This is a genomic window from Amycolatopsis halotolerans (genome assembly GCF_042647905.1).
Taxonomy (GTDB): Bacteria; Actinomycetota; Actinomycetes; order Mycobacteriales; family Pseudonocardiaceae; genus Amycolatopsis; species Amycolatopsis halotolerans.
Genome location: NZ_JBHRWI010000002.1, coordinates 102029 through 118255 on the forward strand (window position 1 = coordinate 102029; position 16227 = coordinate 118255).

Consider the following 16227-nt stretch of genomic DNA (forward strand, 5'->3'; position numbering starts at 1 on the left):
GTGAGCGAGACGAGGAGCCGGTGAGGAGGCAGCCCGATGGAACTGCGCCACCTGCGGTACTTCGCCGCCGTCGCCGAGACCTGCCACTTCGGCCGCGCCGCCGAACGCCTGCACCTCGCCCAGCCCGCGCTTTCGCACGCGATCCGGCAGCTGGAGGACGAGCTGGGCGTCGCCCTGCTCAGCCGCACGACGCGGCAGGTGCAGGTCACCCCGGCCGGCCGGTTCTTCCTCGCCGAGGCCCAGCGGATCCTGGACGCCGTCGAGGCGGGTGCGCGCGGAGCCCGGCGCATCGCCGACGGCCGTCGCGGGCTCGCCCGGATCGGCTTCACCGGCACCGCCGCGCTGTCGCACCTGCCGCGGGTCGCCCGCGCGCTGCAGCACCGGCTGCCCGAGGTCGAACTCGAAGTGCACGCCGACCTGCTCACCGGCGAGCAGTGCGAACAGCTGCGCGACGGCACGCTCGACATCGGCGTGCTGCGTCCGCCGGTCACCGGCGGCGACCTCGACCTGCACGTCATCGAGACCGAGCCGCTCGTGCTCGCCGTCCCGGCCGACCACCGGCTCGCGGTGGAACCGGTCGTGGCGATGAGCGATCTGCGCGCCGAAGCTTTCGTCACCTACCCAGCCAGCTACTCCGTCGTCAACGAAGCGGTGCTGCGCAGCTGCCGCGACGCCGGATTCACCCCGCAACGCGAGCACGAGGCCGCCGGTACCGCAGTGCTGCTCGCCCTGGTCGCCGGTGGTCTCGGCGTCGGCGTCGTCCCCGCGTCCGCGCGGGCGCTGCCGCTGGCCGGGGTCGTGTTCCGCGACCTCGCCGGCGCCGCCACCGTCCAGCTCGCGCTCGCCTGGCACCGCGACCGGGCCTCGGCACTGGTCCCGGCCGTGCTCGACGCGCTCGGCGAGCTGTTCCCCGTCGAAGTGCCCGTGTCAGGGAGGACACGATGAAGATCACCCGGGTGGAGGCGATCCCGTTCGCCATCCCCTACCGCAAACCGCTGCGTTTCGCGTCCGGCGAGGTGCACACGGCCGAGCACGTGCTGGTCCGCGTGCACACCGACGACGGCGTGGTCGGCGTTGCCGAGGCGCCGCCGCGGCCGTTCACCTACGGCGAGACCCAAGCCGGGATCGTGGCCGTGCTGGAGACGGTGTTCGCCCCGCAGGTAGTGGGTCTCAGCCTGCTCGAACGCGAAACGGTGCACGCCCGGCTTTCCCGCACCGTCGGCAATCCGGCCGCGAAGTCCGCTTTGGACATGGCGATCTGGGACGCGCTGGGGCAAAGCCTCGACGTCTCGGTCACCGAATTGCTCGGCGGCTACACCGACCGCATGAAGGTCTCGCACATGCTCGGCTTCGACGAGCCCGCCGCGATGGTCGCCGAGGCGGAGCGGATTCGCGACAGCTACGGAATCACGACGTTCAAGGTGAAGGTCGGCCGCCGTCCGGTTTCCCTTGACACCGCGGTGGTTCGCGCACTGCGGGAACGGTTCGGCACCGAGGTCGACCTGTACGTGGACGGCAACCGGGGCTGGACCGCCGCGGAATCCGCCCGCGCGATGCGGGAAATGGCCGACCTCGACCTGCTGTTCGCCGAGGAGCTGTGCCCCGCCGACGACGTGCTCGGCCGCCGCTGGCTGGTGTCCCGGGTGGACATTCCCTTCATCGCCGACGAATCCGCGGTGACCCCGGCCGACGTGACCCGCGAGGTCCTCTCCGGATCGGCCACCGCGATCAGCATCAAGACCGCCCGCACCGGCTTCACGCGTTCGCAGCGCACGCACCATCTCGCGGACGGTCTCGGGCTGGAAGTGGTGATGGGCAACCAGATCGACGGCCAGCTCGGTTCACTGTGCACTGTCGCGTTCGGATCGGCGTACGAGCTGACCTCGCGTCGCCCCGGCGAACTGTCCAACTTCCTGGACATGACCGACGACCTGCTCGCCGAACCGCTGTGCATCGCGGACGGCGAACTGGTCATCCGCCCCGGCGCCGGCCTCGGCGCCGCACTCGACCCCGGCAAGCTCCGGCACTACCGGCAAGACCGCTGAGCCGGAAACCCCCGATGGATCAAGGAGGATTCATGACTGCTACGCATTCCCCCACCGCCGCCGCGTCCGGAGCCAACGCCACCGAACGGTTCAAGAGCGACAAGTTCGCCGGCGTCGAGGGCACCCCGCCCGAACGGGTCAGCCTGCTCGCCCGCGAGGTGCTCGAGGCCGTGCACGCGACGATCCGCAAGCACAAGGTGACCTACGAGGAGTACAACGCGCTCAAGTCGTGGCTCATCAGCGTCGGCGAGGACGGCGAATGGCCGCTGTTCCTGGACGTCTGGGTCGAGCACGTCGTCGAGGACGTCGCCACCGAGCACCGGCAGGGCAACAAGGGCACCATCGAGGGCCCCTACTACGTCCCGGACGCCCCCGAACAGGGCGCGCGCGGTTCGATCCCCACGCGGGACAACGAGCCGGGCACCGCGCTCACCTGGACCGGGCAGGTCACCTCGACCACCGGCGCGGCGCTGGGCGGCGCGAAGGTCGAACTGTGGCACGCGGACGCGGACGGGCTGTACTCGCAGTTCGCGCCGGACATCCCGGAGTGGAACCTGCGCGGCACCTTCACCACCGACGACGAAGGCCGCTTCGAAATCCACACCGTGCGCCCCGCGCCGTACCAGATCCCGACCGACGGCGCGTGCGGCAAACTGATCGCGGCAGCGGGCTGGCACGCCTGGCGTCCGGCGCACCTGCACGTCAAGGTGTCCGCGCCGGGCCACGAACTGCTCACCGCGCAGCTGTACTTCCCGGGCGACGAGCACAACGACGACGACATCGCGTCCGCGGTGAAGCCGGAACTGCTGCTCGCCCCCCAGCCGTCCGGCGACGGCGAGACCATCGAGTACAACTTCGTCCTCGACCCGGCTCTCTGATTCCGCCCCTCTGATTCGGCAGGAGACTCATGCTTTACCACGTGCGGATGGACGTCCGCCTTCCCCCGGACCTGGACCCGGCGGTCCGCGACGCCCTCATCGCGCGCGAGAAGGAGTACAGCCAGCATCTGCAGCGCAGCGGGAAATGGCCGCACATCTGGCGGATCGCGGGCGAGTACGCGAACTACTCGGTGCTGGACGTCGCCGACCACGACGAGCTGCACCAGATCCTGTCGAACCTGCCGCTGTTCCCGTACATGGACATCCAGGTGACCGCCCTCGCGCGGCATCCGTCCAAAGTGGACTGACTCACTCGCCGCCTCCCGGCGGATCTTCAAGTGCGTGAGGGGAACCCTCAGGGACTCTGATTCCCTCGGGGTTCCCCTCACGGACTCACGCGAGGTGGACTGACTCACTCGCCGACCGCGACGATGCGGTCCGCGTGCTCGGCCAGCAGCGGATCGTGGGACGCCACCAGCACCGCCGTCCCGCGATCCGCCGCTTGGCGCAAAGCCGTCAGCACCATCTCCGCGTGCGCACGATCCTGATGAGACGTCGGCTCGTCCGCGAGCAGCACCAACGGGCCCGACGCCAGCGCACGTGCCACCGCGCCCCGTTGCTGTTCCCCGCGCGAGACCTCGCTCGGCAATCGGTCTGCCAGCTTCGCGAGGTCCAGGGTTTCCAGCAGCTTCGACTGATCCGGCGGCTCCACCGCGGTCCGCGCGGCGAAAGCGAGGTTGTCGGCGACTGTCAACTCCTCGAACAACGCGATCGACTGCGGCACGAAAGCCAGCGCGTGCCACGGCTGTTCCGAAACGGGCGCGTCCGGCATCGGCGGGTGCGCAGTGACCGTCCCGCTGTCCGGCGCGTCCCAGCCACCCGCGATCATCAGCAAGGTGCTCTTTCCCGAGCCGGACGGACCGGTCAACGCGACCAGTTCGCCCGGCATCAGGTCCAGGCTCGTGTGCCGCAGCACCGGCATCCCGCCGTGCGATCGGCTTACGTCCGACAGACTGAGCAAGGCATTCATCGGACCCTCCCGTCCACGAGTTCCACCACGTCGTCCGCCGCTTCCGCCAGTACGGGGTCGTGCGTCGCGACCACGACGGTCTGCCCTGCCTCAGCCAAAGCGCGGAACGCCTCCGCCACCAGTCCGGCCGACGAGCGGTCCAGTTGCGCGGTCGGTTCGTCCGCCAGCACCGCGTCCGGATCACCGACAGCCGCGAAAGCGAGCGCGGTTCGTTGCTGTTCGCCACCGGAGAGCTGGCGTGGGCGGTGGCCGCGGCGGTCGGCCAAGCCCAGCCGCTCGAGCAAGGACAGGGAAAGGCCGGTGCCGCGCATCCTCGCCGCCAGCTCCAGATGTTCTTGCACTGTCAGGTAATCCAGCAGATTGTCGACGGGATTCTGGAACACGTAACCGATCCGCCGCCGCCGAACGGCCCGGCGTGCTCGCGCGGACAACGCGGTGACGTCCGTCCCGCCGACCTCGACCCGGCCCTCGTCCGGTCGTTCCAGGCAAGCCAGCAACCGCAGCAGGGTCGATTTTCCCGAGCCGGAAGGCCCGACCAGCGCGGTAATCCGGCCGCGCGCGGCGGCGATCGACACCTCGTGCAAGGCGGTCAGCGAACGACCGGCGGTGCGATAGCTGTGGGTCAATCCAGTACCCCGAACAGCATCAGGCAGTGTCACGCAGCACCTCCGAAGGCAACGCCCGCGCAGCCGCACGCTGGGCCGCATAAGTAACGACAAGCGCGACGACCACAGCCGCGAGCAGCAACTGCCCGCCCGGCCCCCACGGCACCGGGATCACAGTGCCCGGCGGCGTCGACGGATCGAGGTCGTAGCCCTCGTAAGTCACCGAGACCGCGATGGCCGCGAAGCCGACGCCCAAAGCGAATCCGGCCGCCAGCAGACCGCCGACCTCGTAGGCGAGCGCCCGCCAATGCGCACCCGAGGTGATCCCCATCCGGCGCAATAGGACATACGCTCCGCGGCGAGCGCGTGCCCGGGCGTTGAGGTACAGCAAGAGTCCAACTAGGACAACCACACCGACCAAAGCGGACACTGCGGTCAGAAACGCGAAGGTGTAAGTGACTCCGCCGTAGACGCCGTGCGCGGTGACGTCGGTCGCGCGGCTCACCGTCCCGGACGGAACCCCGGCCTTGCCCAATTCCGGCAGCACCTGCGCCGGATCGCCGCGCGCCCACAGCTCGCGGTGCACGCTCTCTCCGGCGAACTTGGCGAGGATGTCCTTGCGCAGCAGCAATTCCGGGAACCCGGCGCTCTTCCCGGGCAACTGCGCCACCGTGACGACGCGCAGCGGCAGGTCCTTGCCCCCGATGCTGAGTGTCGCCTGCTCGGGCGCGTCCGGGACTCCGGCGATGACGCCGACGGGGGTGTCGCCGGACATCTGGTCGAGCAGCTCCGACAGCGTCGGCCCGCTGAGGTGGTCGTCCCAGAACGCGGCGGAGCCGAAGGTCGCCGGGTCGACGCCGAGCACGTTCACCGTCTTGCTGCCCAGGTACGCGGAGTCGTAGCGATCGACCAATGTGGACTGTCCACTGAGGCCGGGCGGGATCTCGGCGGGACCGGTCAGATGCACGACGACATCCGAGCCGACCACGAGCTGACCCTCGTCGTCGAGTGTGCGCTGCACGGATCCGGTGACCGTGGTGGCGAAAATCGAAAGCGCGACCGGGACCGCAGTCGCCCCGACCAGCACGGCCGCCGCGGCGGGTGCCGAAGCAAGCCGTCGCCAGGCCAGGAACGCCACTGCCCGTTCTCGCCGTACCGCGCGTATCCGGGGCAACGTCAGCCGCACGACCCGGGTCACCAGCATCGCCAACCCCAGCACCAGCAACAGCGGCACGACGATCAGCCGCGGCGGGATCCGCGCGACCGAACCGGCCTGGCCGAGCCCGGTCTGCGTGCCGTCGCCGAGCGCGAAGTAGCAGACCACGGCGGCGCCCAACGGCAGGATTTCCCACGGCAGGTGCCGGATCCGCGAGGCTCGCGCGTCGAACATCGCCCGCGTGCGGAGGACGACCGAACCGGCGATCCCGGCGAGCGTCGCCAGGAACGCGACCGCCGCGCCGCCGATCGAATACCTGAGCGCGGACGGCGTCACCAGCGGACTCGGCCCCAGCGCGCTGACCAGCCCGCGCGCGGCGAACCAGCCGCCGACAGTGCCGAGCAGCGCGATGGAACCCAGCTCCAGCAACGCTTTCCCGGCGAGTGCGCCCGGCCCGGCCCCGCGCGCGGACAGCACCGCCAGCTCGGCCCGGCGGCGTTCGACCCAGAACGACCCGACCGTCACCGAGATGACCAGCCCGGTCAGCGACCCGGCGACGCCGATCGGCACGACCGTCGCGGCGAGCGAGGATTCGACCTGGTCAGCCCGGTCGGCGATGCCGCGCAGCGACGAAGTGAACTGCATCCGGCCGCGCTGCGCGAACAGGTCTGGCTGGTTCTCCGTCCGCGCCCTCACCTGTTCGAGGCCAGCGATGGCGGCAGGCGCGTTCTCCGTGGTCAGCCCGTCCTGGTCGACCGAGGCCTCGAGGGAACTGCCGACGCCCGACTCCGCCGGGGTCAGCCCGAACAGCGCGTCCCGCGACACGAACGCCACCGGGAACACCGGAGCCTCGCTCAGCGGGTTCGGCCGGTACAGCGACTGCAGATGGCACCAGAACGGCTGGTCAGGCAGCTCTCGCAGGTCCCGGTACACCGCGGCGACCGGCATCGTCGCCACCGGCGCGCCCGGCGGCACGCCCGTCTTCGGCGCCCAGCCGCCCTGGATCACGACCTGGTCGCCCGCGTGCAGCCCGCGCGCCTGCGCGAACTGGCTCGACACCCAGATCCCCTGGCCTTTGCCGCCCTCCAGGACCTGCAGGTGGGCGGCGAAATCGTCCTGATAGACCAGCCACGTCGCGGACTGTTCCGGATTCGGCGAGCCCGGCCGGACCGGGTTGACCTTCGCGCTGCTGGTGAGCGTCGACTGCACGCCAGACAGCCGTGGCACCTGACGAGCCGCGTCGCGGGCGGCCGTGAGCCGGGCGTCGTAGAGCGCCTTCCCCGCCGGTCCGGTGTCTTCGGGATACGGCCGCGACATCGGCAGCCCGCCGGTCCATTCCGCGCCGACCGCCCACTGGCACGCCCGGTTCATCTGGTCGTGCAGCGTCGCGTTCCCGGCTGAAGAGAGGAACAACGCCACCGCCGCGGCGGGCAGCGCGACGAGCACCGCCGCCGCGATCGCGGCCACTACGACCGCTGGTTGCCGCCACCCCGTTTTCGGCGCCCGCGTCCACGGCGTCGCCCCCCACCCGCGCATCTGCCGAGTCTGCCACGATTCCCGCACCCGCGGGGCCGCGTTGCCCGATGTCCGTGAAGGGCTCCTTGAAGGAATCTGATTCCCTCAAGGAGCCCTTCACGGACGTTCACGGGCCCGATGCGAACAGAGCGCGTTTTCCCGAGTACAGAACGCTTACTTGGCCTGCCAAACCGGCGCGCGCTTCTCGACGAACGCCAGCGTCCCCTCGCGGACGTCCTCGCTCGTCATGACTCCGACAGCGTTCTCGCGGGTGTTGTCCCACGCGTTGTCCTCGGCGGAGATAGCACCGTCCACAATGCCCAGTGCGACACGTTTGCTGGCCTGCACCGCCAACGGCGCGTTCGCGGCGATCTTCTCCGCCAGCGCCAGCGCTTCAGTCAGCACGTCGGCGTCCGGGACCACGTGGTTCACCAGCCCCAGCGTCGCCGCGCGGGCGGCGTCCAGCGGTTCGCCGGTGAACATCATCTCCATGGCGATCTTCTGCGGGATCTGCCTCGGCAGCCGGAACACGCCGCCGGCGGCGGCGAAGAGGCCGCGCTTCACCTCGGGCAGCCCGAATTTCGCCGACTCGGCCGCCACCACCAGGTCGCTGGCCAGAGCGAGTTCGGTGCCGCCGCCGAGGGCGAATCCGTTCACCGCGGCGATTGTCGGCTTCGAGATCGGGTGCCGCACGTATCCGGCGAAACCCCATTGCTCGTTGCCCGGCGCGGCGAGCGATTCGCCGCGCGACACGGCTTTCAGGTCGGCTCCGGCGCAGAACGCCCGCTCCCCCGCGCCGGTCAGCACGACGACGCGCGTTTCCGGATCCTGCTCGGCCCGTTCCAGCGCGGTGCCGACGAGTTCGCTCAGCTCGGCGTTGACCGCGTTCATCGCGTGCAGCCGGTTGAGCGTGACGACCAGGACGTGTCCGCGCTGGTCGACGAGCGCGGCCGGAGCGTCATCGGGCATGGTCTGCCTCCTCCGCCGGTGCGAAGACCGGCACCTTCTCGTGGTCAGGGTCGGGACCGGAGGGCACGAACACTGCCCGCACCGGCAGCTGCCAGAGGTCCGCGTCCGGGTCGGCGTCGAGCCGGCACCACCACCACGGTCCCTCGGCCAGCTCCACGATGCCGACGACCACGCGCTCCGGCTCGCCGCCGTCGCGCGCCCGCTTGTGCACCACCGACCACGACACCACCGTGCCGGTTCCGGCGGCGGCCGTCCACTCCAGATCCTCGTCGGGGTCCGGGACCGTGCGCGGGTCGAGGTACTCGCCGGTGCCGCGCCGCCGCACCAGCCGGAACTCGCCGATCGCGGTGCCGTCGAAGAACGCCGCGGACTCGTCGTCGCGGGCGACTGGGTTGATCCGCACTGTCATCCCTCCGTTCCGAGCACGAGCGTGCTGTGGTGGTCCAGGATGCCGCCGTTGCCGGAGACCAGCACGGTGTCGTGCTTCGGCACCTGGCGTTCGCCGCCCTGGCCGCGCGCCTGGATGATCGCCTCGGACAGCGGCGTCATGCCCCACAGGTAGTAGGACGACAGCTGGCCGCCGCCGGTGTTCACCGCGAGCTTGCCGTCCGGGCCGAGCATGCCCGGCGTCGCGACGAACTCGCCGCCTTCGCCCTTGCCGCAGAACCCGTAGTCCTCCAGGGTGAGCAGCGCGGTGAAGGTGTAGCAGTCGTAGATTTCGGCGACGTCGATGTCCTCAATGGTCACTCCGGCCATCTCCATCGCCGCCGGGCCGGACTGTGCCGCGCCGCTCACGAGACCGAGATTGTCGTTGCGGCGGAAGGAGTTCCCGGGGTGCGACTGGCCCCAGCCGAGCACCTGGACGGCAGGCTGGGCCAGAGAAGCCGCGCGCTCCGCGGAAGTCACGATCACCGCCGCACCGCCGTTCGACACCAGGCAGCAGTCCAGCAGGTGGAACGGTTCCGCGATGAACCGGGACGCTTGATGGTCGGCCAGGGTGATCGGCTCCCGCAGCTGCGCCAGCGGGTTCTTCGCCGCCCACGCGCGCTGGGCGACCGCGATCGCGCCGAGTTGTTCGCTCGTGGTGCCGTAAGTCTTCATGTGCCGTCGCGCGGCAAGGGCGTAGAACGAATTCGGTCCGGCGAAACCGCTGGAGCCCAGCAGGCTTCCCCAGCCGGTCGGAGTCGTGCGCCGGCCGCCGTAGGCCGCGCCGGTCGCCTTGCCCTGCCGCAGCGGCGCGTCCGCGAACACGCAGGCGACAGTGTCCGCCATGCCCGCTTCGACGGCCATCGCGGCGTACTGCACCATCGCGCCCGCCGTCGAGCCGAACGCCTGCATTTGGGTGAAAAGCCGCAGGTCCCGCAGTCCTAAGTCGACTTGCAGGCTCAGGTCCACTCCGGGCGTCGTTCCGGCCGACACCAGCAGCCCGTCGATGTCGGACAGCCCGATCCCGGCGTCGTCCACCGCTCGCCGCACCGCCTGCGCGGCGAACTGCCGCGCGCTCGGACCGTAGACTTTTCCCAGCTCAGTGAGCCCGAGGCCGGCGATTGCCGCCCTCCGGCGCGCCGGGGTCTCCCGCCTGCTCGTCATCTCGTCGCACTCCGTTCCCGACCGGTGGTCGCCCCTCCACGTTCGCATCCCGCTGACGCGGCGTAAACGACCGGTCGGCACACCGGCAGATGAGCGCCCGCGACACGTGCGCCGGTGTCCCTTCCGGAAACCTGCCGGTGTCGGAATCCGTGATGTACACCGCCGTTTTCCGCGCCCAGCATGGGAATCGGGACCCGACGACGGGAAAGGCGGTCCGGCGATGGCGATCAGCGCCGCGGAAACCGAACAGCTGCGGGAGGCGGTGCGCGACCTGCTCGCGGACCACTGCACGGAGGCGGACGTACGCCGCGTGATGGCGACGGAGTCCGGCTACGACCCCGAACTGTGGAAACAGCTGGCTGAGCTGGGATTGCCCGGCCTGCTGATCGCGACCGAATACGGCGGCGTCGGGCTGGGCGCGGAGGAACTCGAAGCGGTCTCGGAGGAAATCGGGGCGGCGCTGCTGCCGTCGCCGTTTCTGTCCAGTTCGGTGCTGACCGCGACGCTCATCGGCGCGGCCGGGTCCGAAGAGGACAAACGCCGTCTGCTGCCCGCGCTCGCCGACGGTTCTTCGATCGGGACTGTCGCCATCAATAGCACCTGGACACCCGAAAGCATTGCGGTACAAGCGAACGGAACTCTCACTGGGACCGCGGCCTACGTCACCTGGGGCCAGCTCGCCGACGTCATTCTCGTAGTGGCTCGCGCTGGCGACGACATCGGCGTCTTCGAGGTCTCCCCCGACGCGTCCGGCTTCACCCGAACGGCGGTGGAGGTATTCGACCCGACCGTACGGCTATCTCAATTCACCTTCGCTGATACCCCGGCGCGGCGAGTCGGTACCGCGGGTTGGGAAGCTGTGCGGAAAGCCTTGGACCTCAGCGTGATCGCACTCGCCGGAGAACAAGCGGGCGGCGCTCGCAAGATCTTTGAGACGACCGTCGACTATCTCAAGACCCGCGTGCAGTTCGGCCGTGCGATCGGCAGTTTCCAGGCGATGAAGCACCTCGCCGCGGACCGCCTGCTGGACGTCGAATCCGCGACCTCGGCCGCCCGGCACGCCGCGGCCGACGGCAGCCCCGGCGCGATCGCGCTCGCCGGATTCGCCTGCGCGGAAGCGTACGAAACCGTTGCCCTGTCAGCGATCCAGATGCACGGCGGAATCGGCTTCACCTGGGAACACCCGGCGCACCTGTACCTGCGCCGCGCCCGCTCCGGCGCGCAGCTGTTCGGCGGCTCGCGGCTGCACCGGGAGCGTTACCTCGTCTCGAAGGGGGCCTGACTCATGACCACCACCCTCCCCAGCGCGGACCAGCTCCGCGAGGAAGTCCGCGAGTGGCTCGCCGTGGAGTGGACCGGGCTTGCCCCGGCCGAGGATCGCTGGAGCACCACCCCGGAACGCATTGCGTGGCTGGAAAAAGTCGTCGCCGCCGGATACGCCGTGCCGACCTGGCCGGGCGAATGGTCCGGCCGCGGCTACCCGGCTGAGCTGGCCGACGTAATCGCCGCCGAGTTCGACGCCGCAAACGCACCCGGTGCACGACAGGACAAATACAGCATCCCCGCCAACACCGTCCTCGCGTTCGGCACCGAGAAACTCAAGAACGACTTGCTGCACGACGTCCTCACCGAACGCTCCCGGACCTGCCTGTTCTACAGCGAACCCAGCGCGGGATCCGACCTCGCCGGTGTCCGCACCACCGCGGTCCGCGACGGCGGCCGCTGGATCGTCAACGGCCAGAAAGTCTGGACGTCCGGCGCGAAAACCGCCGACTACGCGCTGCTGATCGCGCGCACCGACTGGGATGTCCCGAAGCACAAGGGCCTCAGCTACTTCGTCGTGCCGATGCACCAGCCCGGCGTCGACATCCGGCCGCTGGTGCAGATCACTGGCGAAGCGCACTTCAACGAGGTGTTCCTGACCGACGTCGAGATCCCGGCGGACTACCTGGTCGGCGAAGAGGGCAAGGGCTGGCGCGTGTTGCAAACCGCACTGGCGTACGAACGCTCCATCATGGGCGACGGCGCGCGGGCGTCGCGGCACGGATCGATCGCCGACAACCTCGTCGAACTGGCCCGGGAACGCGACCGGCTCGCCGATCCGGTCATCCGCGACAACCTGGCCACCGTGCTCGCGTTGCGCGAGCTGAACGCGTTGAACAACGCACGCGCGAAGGCCGCGGCCGAACAGGGCACGTCGAGTTCGGTGATGTCGCTGGGAAAGCTCGCGATGTCCGGCATTTTGCACGCCGAAGGACGGTTGCGCACCGACATCGCCGGTCCGGAAACGCTGCTCGCCGGAGACGGGAACCCGGTCGCCGACGACGTGAACTTCCTGGCGCTCAACGCGTTCTTCACGTCCATCGGCGGCGGCACCGACCAGATCCAGCGCACGATCGTCGCCGAACGCGTCCTCGGCCTGCCCAAGGAACCCGAGATCGACCGCGACCTCCCCTTCCGCGCCGTCCGCCGCAGCTGATCCCCGAGGAGGCTGGTTCCCTTGTCCGAGACCTACGACCCGCCGCTGTCCGGGGTCCGCGTGCTCGATCTGTCCTCCGGCCCGATGACCGCGACCGGACGGCTGCTGGCCGATCTCGGCGCGCGCGTCACCCGGGTCGTCCTGTCCGGCGTCACCGACGAACGCACCACCGGCCCGGTCGTCGACGGCGTCGCGATCGGCACCGCCCTCGACCGGCACGGCTTCGCCCACGCCACCGCCGAACCCGGCTCGCACGGCTGGGAACAGCTGCTGGCCGACGCCGACCTGCTGATCGAGACCACTCCGCCGGGTTCGCCCGCCGAAGAACTCCTCGACGTCCCCGGCCTGCGCACCCGGCATCCCGAGCTGGTCGTCCTGTCGGTCAGCGACTTCGGCCGCGCCACGACCCGGCGGCACTGGCAAGCCACCACCCCGGTGTTCCACGCGCTGACCGGCGAACTCTCCCGGTCCGGCATCCCCGGCCGCGCGCCGCTGCTGCCGCCCGGCGAGTTGCCGTACCACGTCGCCGCCGCGCAAGCCGCGTTCCAGGCGGTGAGCCTGTACCTCGACCGGCTGCGCACCGGACGCGGCGACCGCATCGACTTCTCCGTCCTCGACGGCGCGATGCAAACGCTGGACCCGGCGTTCGGCATGGTCGGCAGCGCCGCCGCCGGGGTTCCGTTGAGCAACCTTCCGCGCGGACGCACCGAAGAACGCCACCGGTACCCGATTTTCCCTTGCCAGGACGGGTACATCCGGATCTGCCTGCTGTCGCGACGACAGTGGCGCGGGATGTTCGAATGGATGGGCAGCCCGGCCGAGTTCGCCGACCCGAAGTACGACCAGGTGCGCGAACGCTATGCGGCACCGGACCTCCTGCCCGCGATCGGCCGCTTTTTCGCCGACCGCACCCGCTCCGAACTGGAGCGCGAAGGCCAGCGCCACGGCGTGCCGACCGCCGCAGTGCTCACCCTTGCCGAGGCCCTGCACACCGACCAACTCACCGCCCGCGGCTTCTTCCGCGACACCGAACTGTCGCCCGGCCTGATCGCGCCAGTCCCGGCCGGAATCACCGAAATCGACGGACACCGCGCCGTCGCCGGTCCAGACAGCGGCGCGCGAGTCACTACCGCACCGATCCTGGCCGCTCGCCCCCGTCGCGGCGAAGGGCGTCCGCTGGAAGGAATCCGGGTCCTTGACCTCGGCGTGATCGTGGTCGGCGGCGATACCGGGCGGCTCTTCGGCGACCTCGGCGCGGACGTCATCAAGATCGAGAACTCCGCTTTCCCCGACGGTTCCCGCGCCGCGCTGCCGGGCCTGATGTCGCACGGATTCGCCGCCGGGCACCGCAACAAACGCGCCATCGGCGTCAACCTGCGGAATCCCGAAGGCCAGGCGCTGGTGCGGCGGCTGGTCGCGCAGTCGGACGTCGTGCTGACCAACTTCAAACCCGGCGTCATCGCCTCGCTCGGCCTCGACCGGGCGGCTTTGTCCGAGGTCAACCCCGGCATCGTCGTCGTGGACAGCTCCGCCTTCGGCCCGACCGGTCCGTGGGCCCAACGCCTCGGCTACGGCCCGCTCGTGCGCGCCGCGGCCGGACTCACCAGCGAGTGGATCTACCCGGGCGAGCCAGGCACGTTCAGTGACGCCGTCACCGTCTATCCCGACCACGTGTGCGCCCGGATCGGCGCGCTGGCCGCGCTGGCGCTGCTCGTCCGCCGCGAACGCACCGCAGAGGGCGGGGCGGTGAGCGTCGCGCAGTCCGAGGTGATGCTGAGCCATTTCGCGGACCGGATCGCCGCCGAAGACCTGGCCCGCCGCGGACATTGTTTGGCTGGCCCCGCGCACGACGCGCCGTGGGGCGTCTTCCCGACCGCTGGCGACGACGATTGGCTGGCCGTCACCGTCCGCGGCGACACGGATTGGGGCGCGCTGTGCTCAGTGCTGGACCGTCCCGACCTGGCCGCGGACCCTGCTTTGGCCACCCGGTCCGGCCGGGCTTCGTCGCGGACCCGGATCGACGCCGCGGTGACCGAGTGGACGGCGAGGCATTCCCCGTTCGCGGCAATGGATCTGCTGCAGGCCGCCGGAGTTCCCGCCGGTGCCCTGCTGCGGGCGGCTGACCTGCCGGAATGGGAGCAGTACCGGGAGCGGCGCGCGTTTCGGGAGGAGCTGCATCCGCACGCGGAGGAGCCGTACGTGCTGGAGAACGTGCAGATCCATGCGGCGTACGTCGCCGATCCGCCGGTGGGGCAGGCACCGTTGCTGGGCGAGCAGACGTTCGAGATCGCGGCGGAGTTGTTGGGGCTGGGCGTCGCGGAGACGGCTGGGCTTGTGGCGCGCGGAGTGTTGGAGGCTCCGGAGGAAAGCGGTAGGCGGAGCGCTCGCGCGGGGTGACATTTCGGCGGTCTCATCGCTTGCGGGATTCCGGCGCCGCCGAGCGCACCGTCCCCCATTGCAGCCCGCACCAACAACCAGCCGAACTTCCCTCCCCCGCCGTATGATCGCCGGAAACCCGCCCGCCCCGCTGGACATTGGACGATGGAGATCGACTTCACCCGGCTCAAATACTTCGTCGCGGTCGCCGACGAGCTCCACTTCAAGCGCGCGGCGGACCGGCTGCGGATCACCCCTCCGCCGCTCAGCAAGCAGATCAAGCTGCTCGAGCGCGAACTCGGCGGCCCGCTGTTCGAACGGCACTACCACGAGGTCCGACTCACCCCGCTCGGCGAAGCGCTTCTCGGCCCGGCGCGGGCGATCCTGCGCCAGGTCGACGGGCTGAAGGACATCGCGGCGGGAGTCCTCGAAGACGGCACGCCGATCCGGGTCGGCGCCACCGCGTACGCGCCGTCGGACCTCCTCGAAGACCTCGAAACCGCGGTCGGCGGGCTGGCTTCCCCGGCGACGTTCGAGGTGGCCGGGTCAGCGGCCGAGGTCACCGCGAAACTCGTGTCGGGGCATCTGGAACTCGGGCTGATCCACCTCGCCGTCGAGGACCGACGGCTGCGCGCCCGGACCGTCGCCGAGTACCAGGGCGCGATCGCGGTCCGCGCGGACGATCCGCTCGCCTGCCGCGACCTCGTCCGCATCGAGGAACTGCGCGACCGCGAGGTGGTCATCGACTTCGCCCGGCCGAACCCGGTCATCCTCGCCGCGCTGACCCGGCGGCTCGCGAAACGCGGCGTCCGGAACATCGTCCGCGCGGTCAGCGGGCGCGGCGGCGAGCTCGAAATGGCCGCGCAGGTGTTCAACCGGCGGCTGGTCGCCCTCGTGTCCTACGCGCCGGCGTCGTTCATCGGCCGGATGTTCTCGCCGCCGGAGTTCAAGCTGGTCCGGATCGACGAGGACGGCTGGGAACCGAGCCGGCTCGCGCTCGCCTGGGCCGCCGACCGCGCCGACGGACCGCCCCGTCCGGCCGATCTCGCCGAGGACCTCTCCGCGAAACTGGGCCCGATCCGCCGCGGCTGACCGAGCCGCCCGGCCCGCCGTCCACTGTGGACGGCTAAGACTCGACGAACCTCGTCAGCAACCGCCCGAACTCGACCACGTCCCGACTCGGCCAGTCCCGCAACCGCTCCTCGAGCCGTTCCCGTTGCGCCGCACGGGTAATCGCCAGCGCGCGATGCCCGTCCTCGGTCAGCTCGAGCTGCTGCCTGCGCGAATGCCGCGGATCCGGACTTCGCACCAGCAGCCCGGCGTTCTCCAGCTCCGCCAGCTGCCTGCTCACGGTCGAGGGGTCGAGCCCGTACTCCTGGGCGAGATCCGCGGCGTGCGCGCAGTCCGCGAGGTCGATCGAGGACAGCATCGTGTACTGCACGAACCCGAGCCCCTCGTACAGTTCGTTCGAGCGGACCCGGGACCCGCGGGAAAACAGGATCATCGCGCGGTGGATAGCGTCCAGGGCATCGCCGTCGCGGTCTTCTCCCGGCATGTCCCCGCATGCTAGAGATGCACCATACA

At 70.4% G+C, this 16227-nt stretch carries 15 protein-coding genes; 8 read left to right on the forward strand and 7 right to left on the reverse strand.

Annotation, left to right across the window (positions count from 1 at the left end; genetic code table 11):
• Positions 1-36: 36 nt before the first annotated feature.
• The 4 genes from ACFORO_RS01205 to catC are packed head-to-tail and all read left to right on the forward strand — an operon-like array spanning position 37 to position 3231.
• On the forward strand, positions 37-945 hold the full coding sequence (locus ACFORO_RS01205; RefSeq protein WP_354750590.1) for a LysR substrate-binding domain-containing protein: 909 nt from the start codon (positions 37-39) through the stop codon (positions 943-945).
• A complete protein-coding gene (locus tag ACFORO_RS01210) occupies positions 942-2045 on the forward strand; it encodes a mandelate racemase/muconate lactonizing enzyme family protein (RefSeq protein ID WP_377874000.1) in 1104 nt (367 codons plus the stop codon). Before ACFORO_RS01205 ends, ACFORO_RS01210 begins: the two co-directional genes overlap by 4 nt.
• 32 nt (positions 2046-2077) lie before the next feature.
• Entirely contained in the window at positions 2078-2923 is an 846-nt protein-coding gene (catA, locus tag ACFORO_RS01215; RefSeq protein ID WP_377874001.1) for a catechol 1,2-dioxygenase, read from the forward strand.
• 29 nt (positions 2924-2952) lie between these two features.
• On the forward strand, positions 2953-3231 hold the full coding sequence (gene catC / locus ACFORO_RS01220) for a muconolactone Delta-isomerase (RefSeq protein ID WP_377874002.1): 279 nt from the start codon (positions 2953-2955) through the stop codon (positions 3229-3231).
• 104 nt (positions 3232-3335) lie between these two features.
• Here catC and ACFORO_RS01225 read toward each other — a convergent pair whose 3' ends face one another.
• The 6 genes from ACFORO_RS01225 to ACFORO_RS01250 form a co-directional block, all read right to left on the reverse strand.
• A complete protein-coding gene (locus tag ACFORO_RS01225) occupies positions 3336-3953 on the reverse strand; it encodes an ABC transporter ATP-binding protein (RefSeq protein WP_377874003.1) in 618 nt (205 codons plus the stop codon).
• Positions 3950-4579, reverse strand: coding sequence for an ABC transporter ATP-binding protein (locus ACFORO_RS01230; protein ID WP_377874004.1), 630 nt, complete (start codon positions 4577-4579; stop codon positions 3950-3952). Before ACFORO_RS01230 ends, ACFORO_RS01225 begins: the two co-directional genes overlap by 4 nt.
• Positions 4580-4598: 19 nt before the next feature.
• Complete coding sequence (locus tag ACFORO_RS01235; protein WP_377874005.1) at positions 4599-7250, reverse strand: ABC transporter permease; 2652 nt, start codon at positions 7248-7250, stop codon at positions 4599-4601.
• A gap of 153 nt (positions 7251-7403) precedes the next feature.
• Positions 7404-8198: a crotonase/enoyl-CoA hydratase family protein gene (locus ACFORO_RS01240; RefSeq protein ID WP_377874006.1), complete on the reverse strand. Its 795-nt coding sequence runs from the start codon at positions 8196-8198 to the stop codon at positions 7404-7406.
• Positions 8188-8601 carry a Zn-ribbon domain-containing OB-fold protein gene (locus tag ACFORO_RS01245; protein ID WP_377896478.1) on the reverse strand — a complete coding sequence of 138 codons (414 nt, stop codon included), beginning with the start codon at positions 8599-8601 and terminating at the stop codon, positions 8188-8190. The genes ACFORO_RS01240 and ACFORO_RS01245 overlap by 11 nt, the downstream gene beginning before the upstream one ends.
• A 2-nt stretch (positions 8602-8603) precedes the next feature.
• Positions 8604-9788, reverse strand: coding sequence for a thiolase family protein (locus ACFORO_RS01250; protein WP_377874008.1), 1185 nt, complete (start codon positions 9786-9788; stop codon positions 8604-8606).
• 220 nt (positions 9789-10008) lie between these two features.
• Between ACFORO_RS01250 and ACFORO_RS01255 the strand changes: the two genes are divergently transcribed.
• From ACFORO_RS01255 to ACFORO_RS01270, 4 genes are all read left to right on the forward strand, one after another.
• Positions 10009-11070, forward strand: a complete 1062-nt coding sequence (locus tag ACFORO_RS01255; protein WP_377874009.1) for an acyl-CoA dehydrogenase family protein — start codon at positions 10009-10011, stop codon at positions 11068-11070.
• Between the two features lie 3 nt (positions 11071-11073).
• Positions 11074-12267, forward strand: a complete 1194-nt coding sequence (locus tag ACFORO_RS01260; RefSeq protein WP_377874010.1) for an acyl-CoA dehydrogenase family protein — start codon at positions 11074-11076, stop codon at positions 12265-12267.
• Positions 12268-12288: 21 nt separating this feature from the next.
• Positions 12289-14664 carry a CaiB/BaiF CoA-transferase family protein gene (locus tag ACFORO_RS01265; RefSeq protein ID WP_377874011.1) on the forward strand — a complete coding sequence of 792 codons (2376 nt, stop codon included), beginning with the start codon at positions 12289-12291 and terminating at the stop codon, positions 14662-14664.
• 144 nt (positions 14665-14808) lie between these two features.
• Entirely contained in the window at positions 14809-15735 is a 927-nt protein-coding gene (locus tag ACFORO_RS01270) for a LysR family transcriptional regulator (protein ID WP_377874012.1), read from the forward strand.
• Positions 15736-15769: 34 nt separating this feature from the next.
• Here ACFORO_RS01270 and ACFORO_RS01275 read toward each other — a convergent pair whose 3' ends face one another.
• Positions 15770-16198, reverse strand: coding sequence for a MarR family winged helix-turn-helix transcriptional regulator (locus ACFORO_RS01275; protein WP_377874013.1), 429 nt, complete (start codon positions 16196-16198; stop codon positions 15770-15772).
• Between the last annotated feature and the right edge of the window lie 29 nt (positions 16199-16227).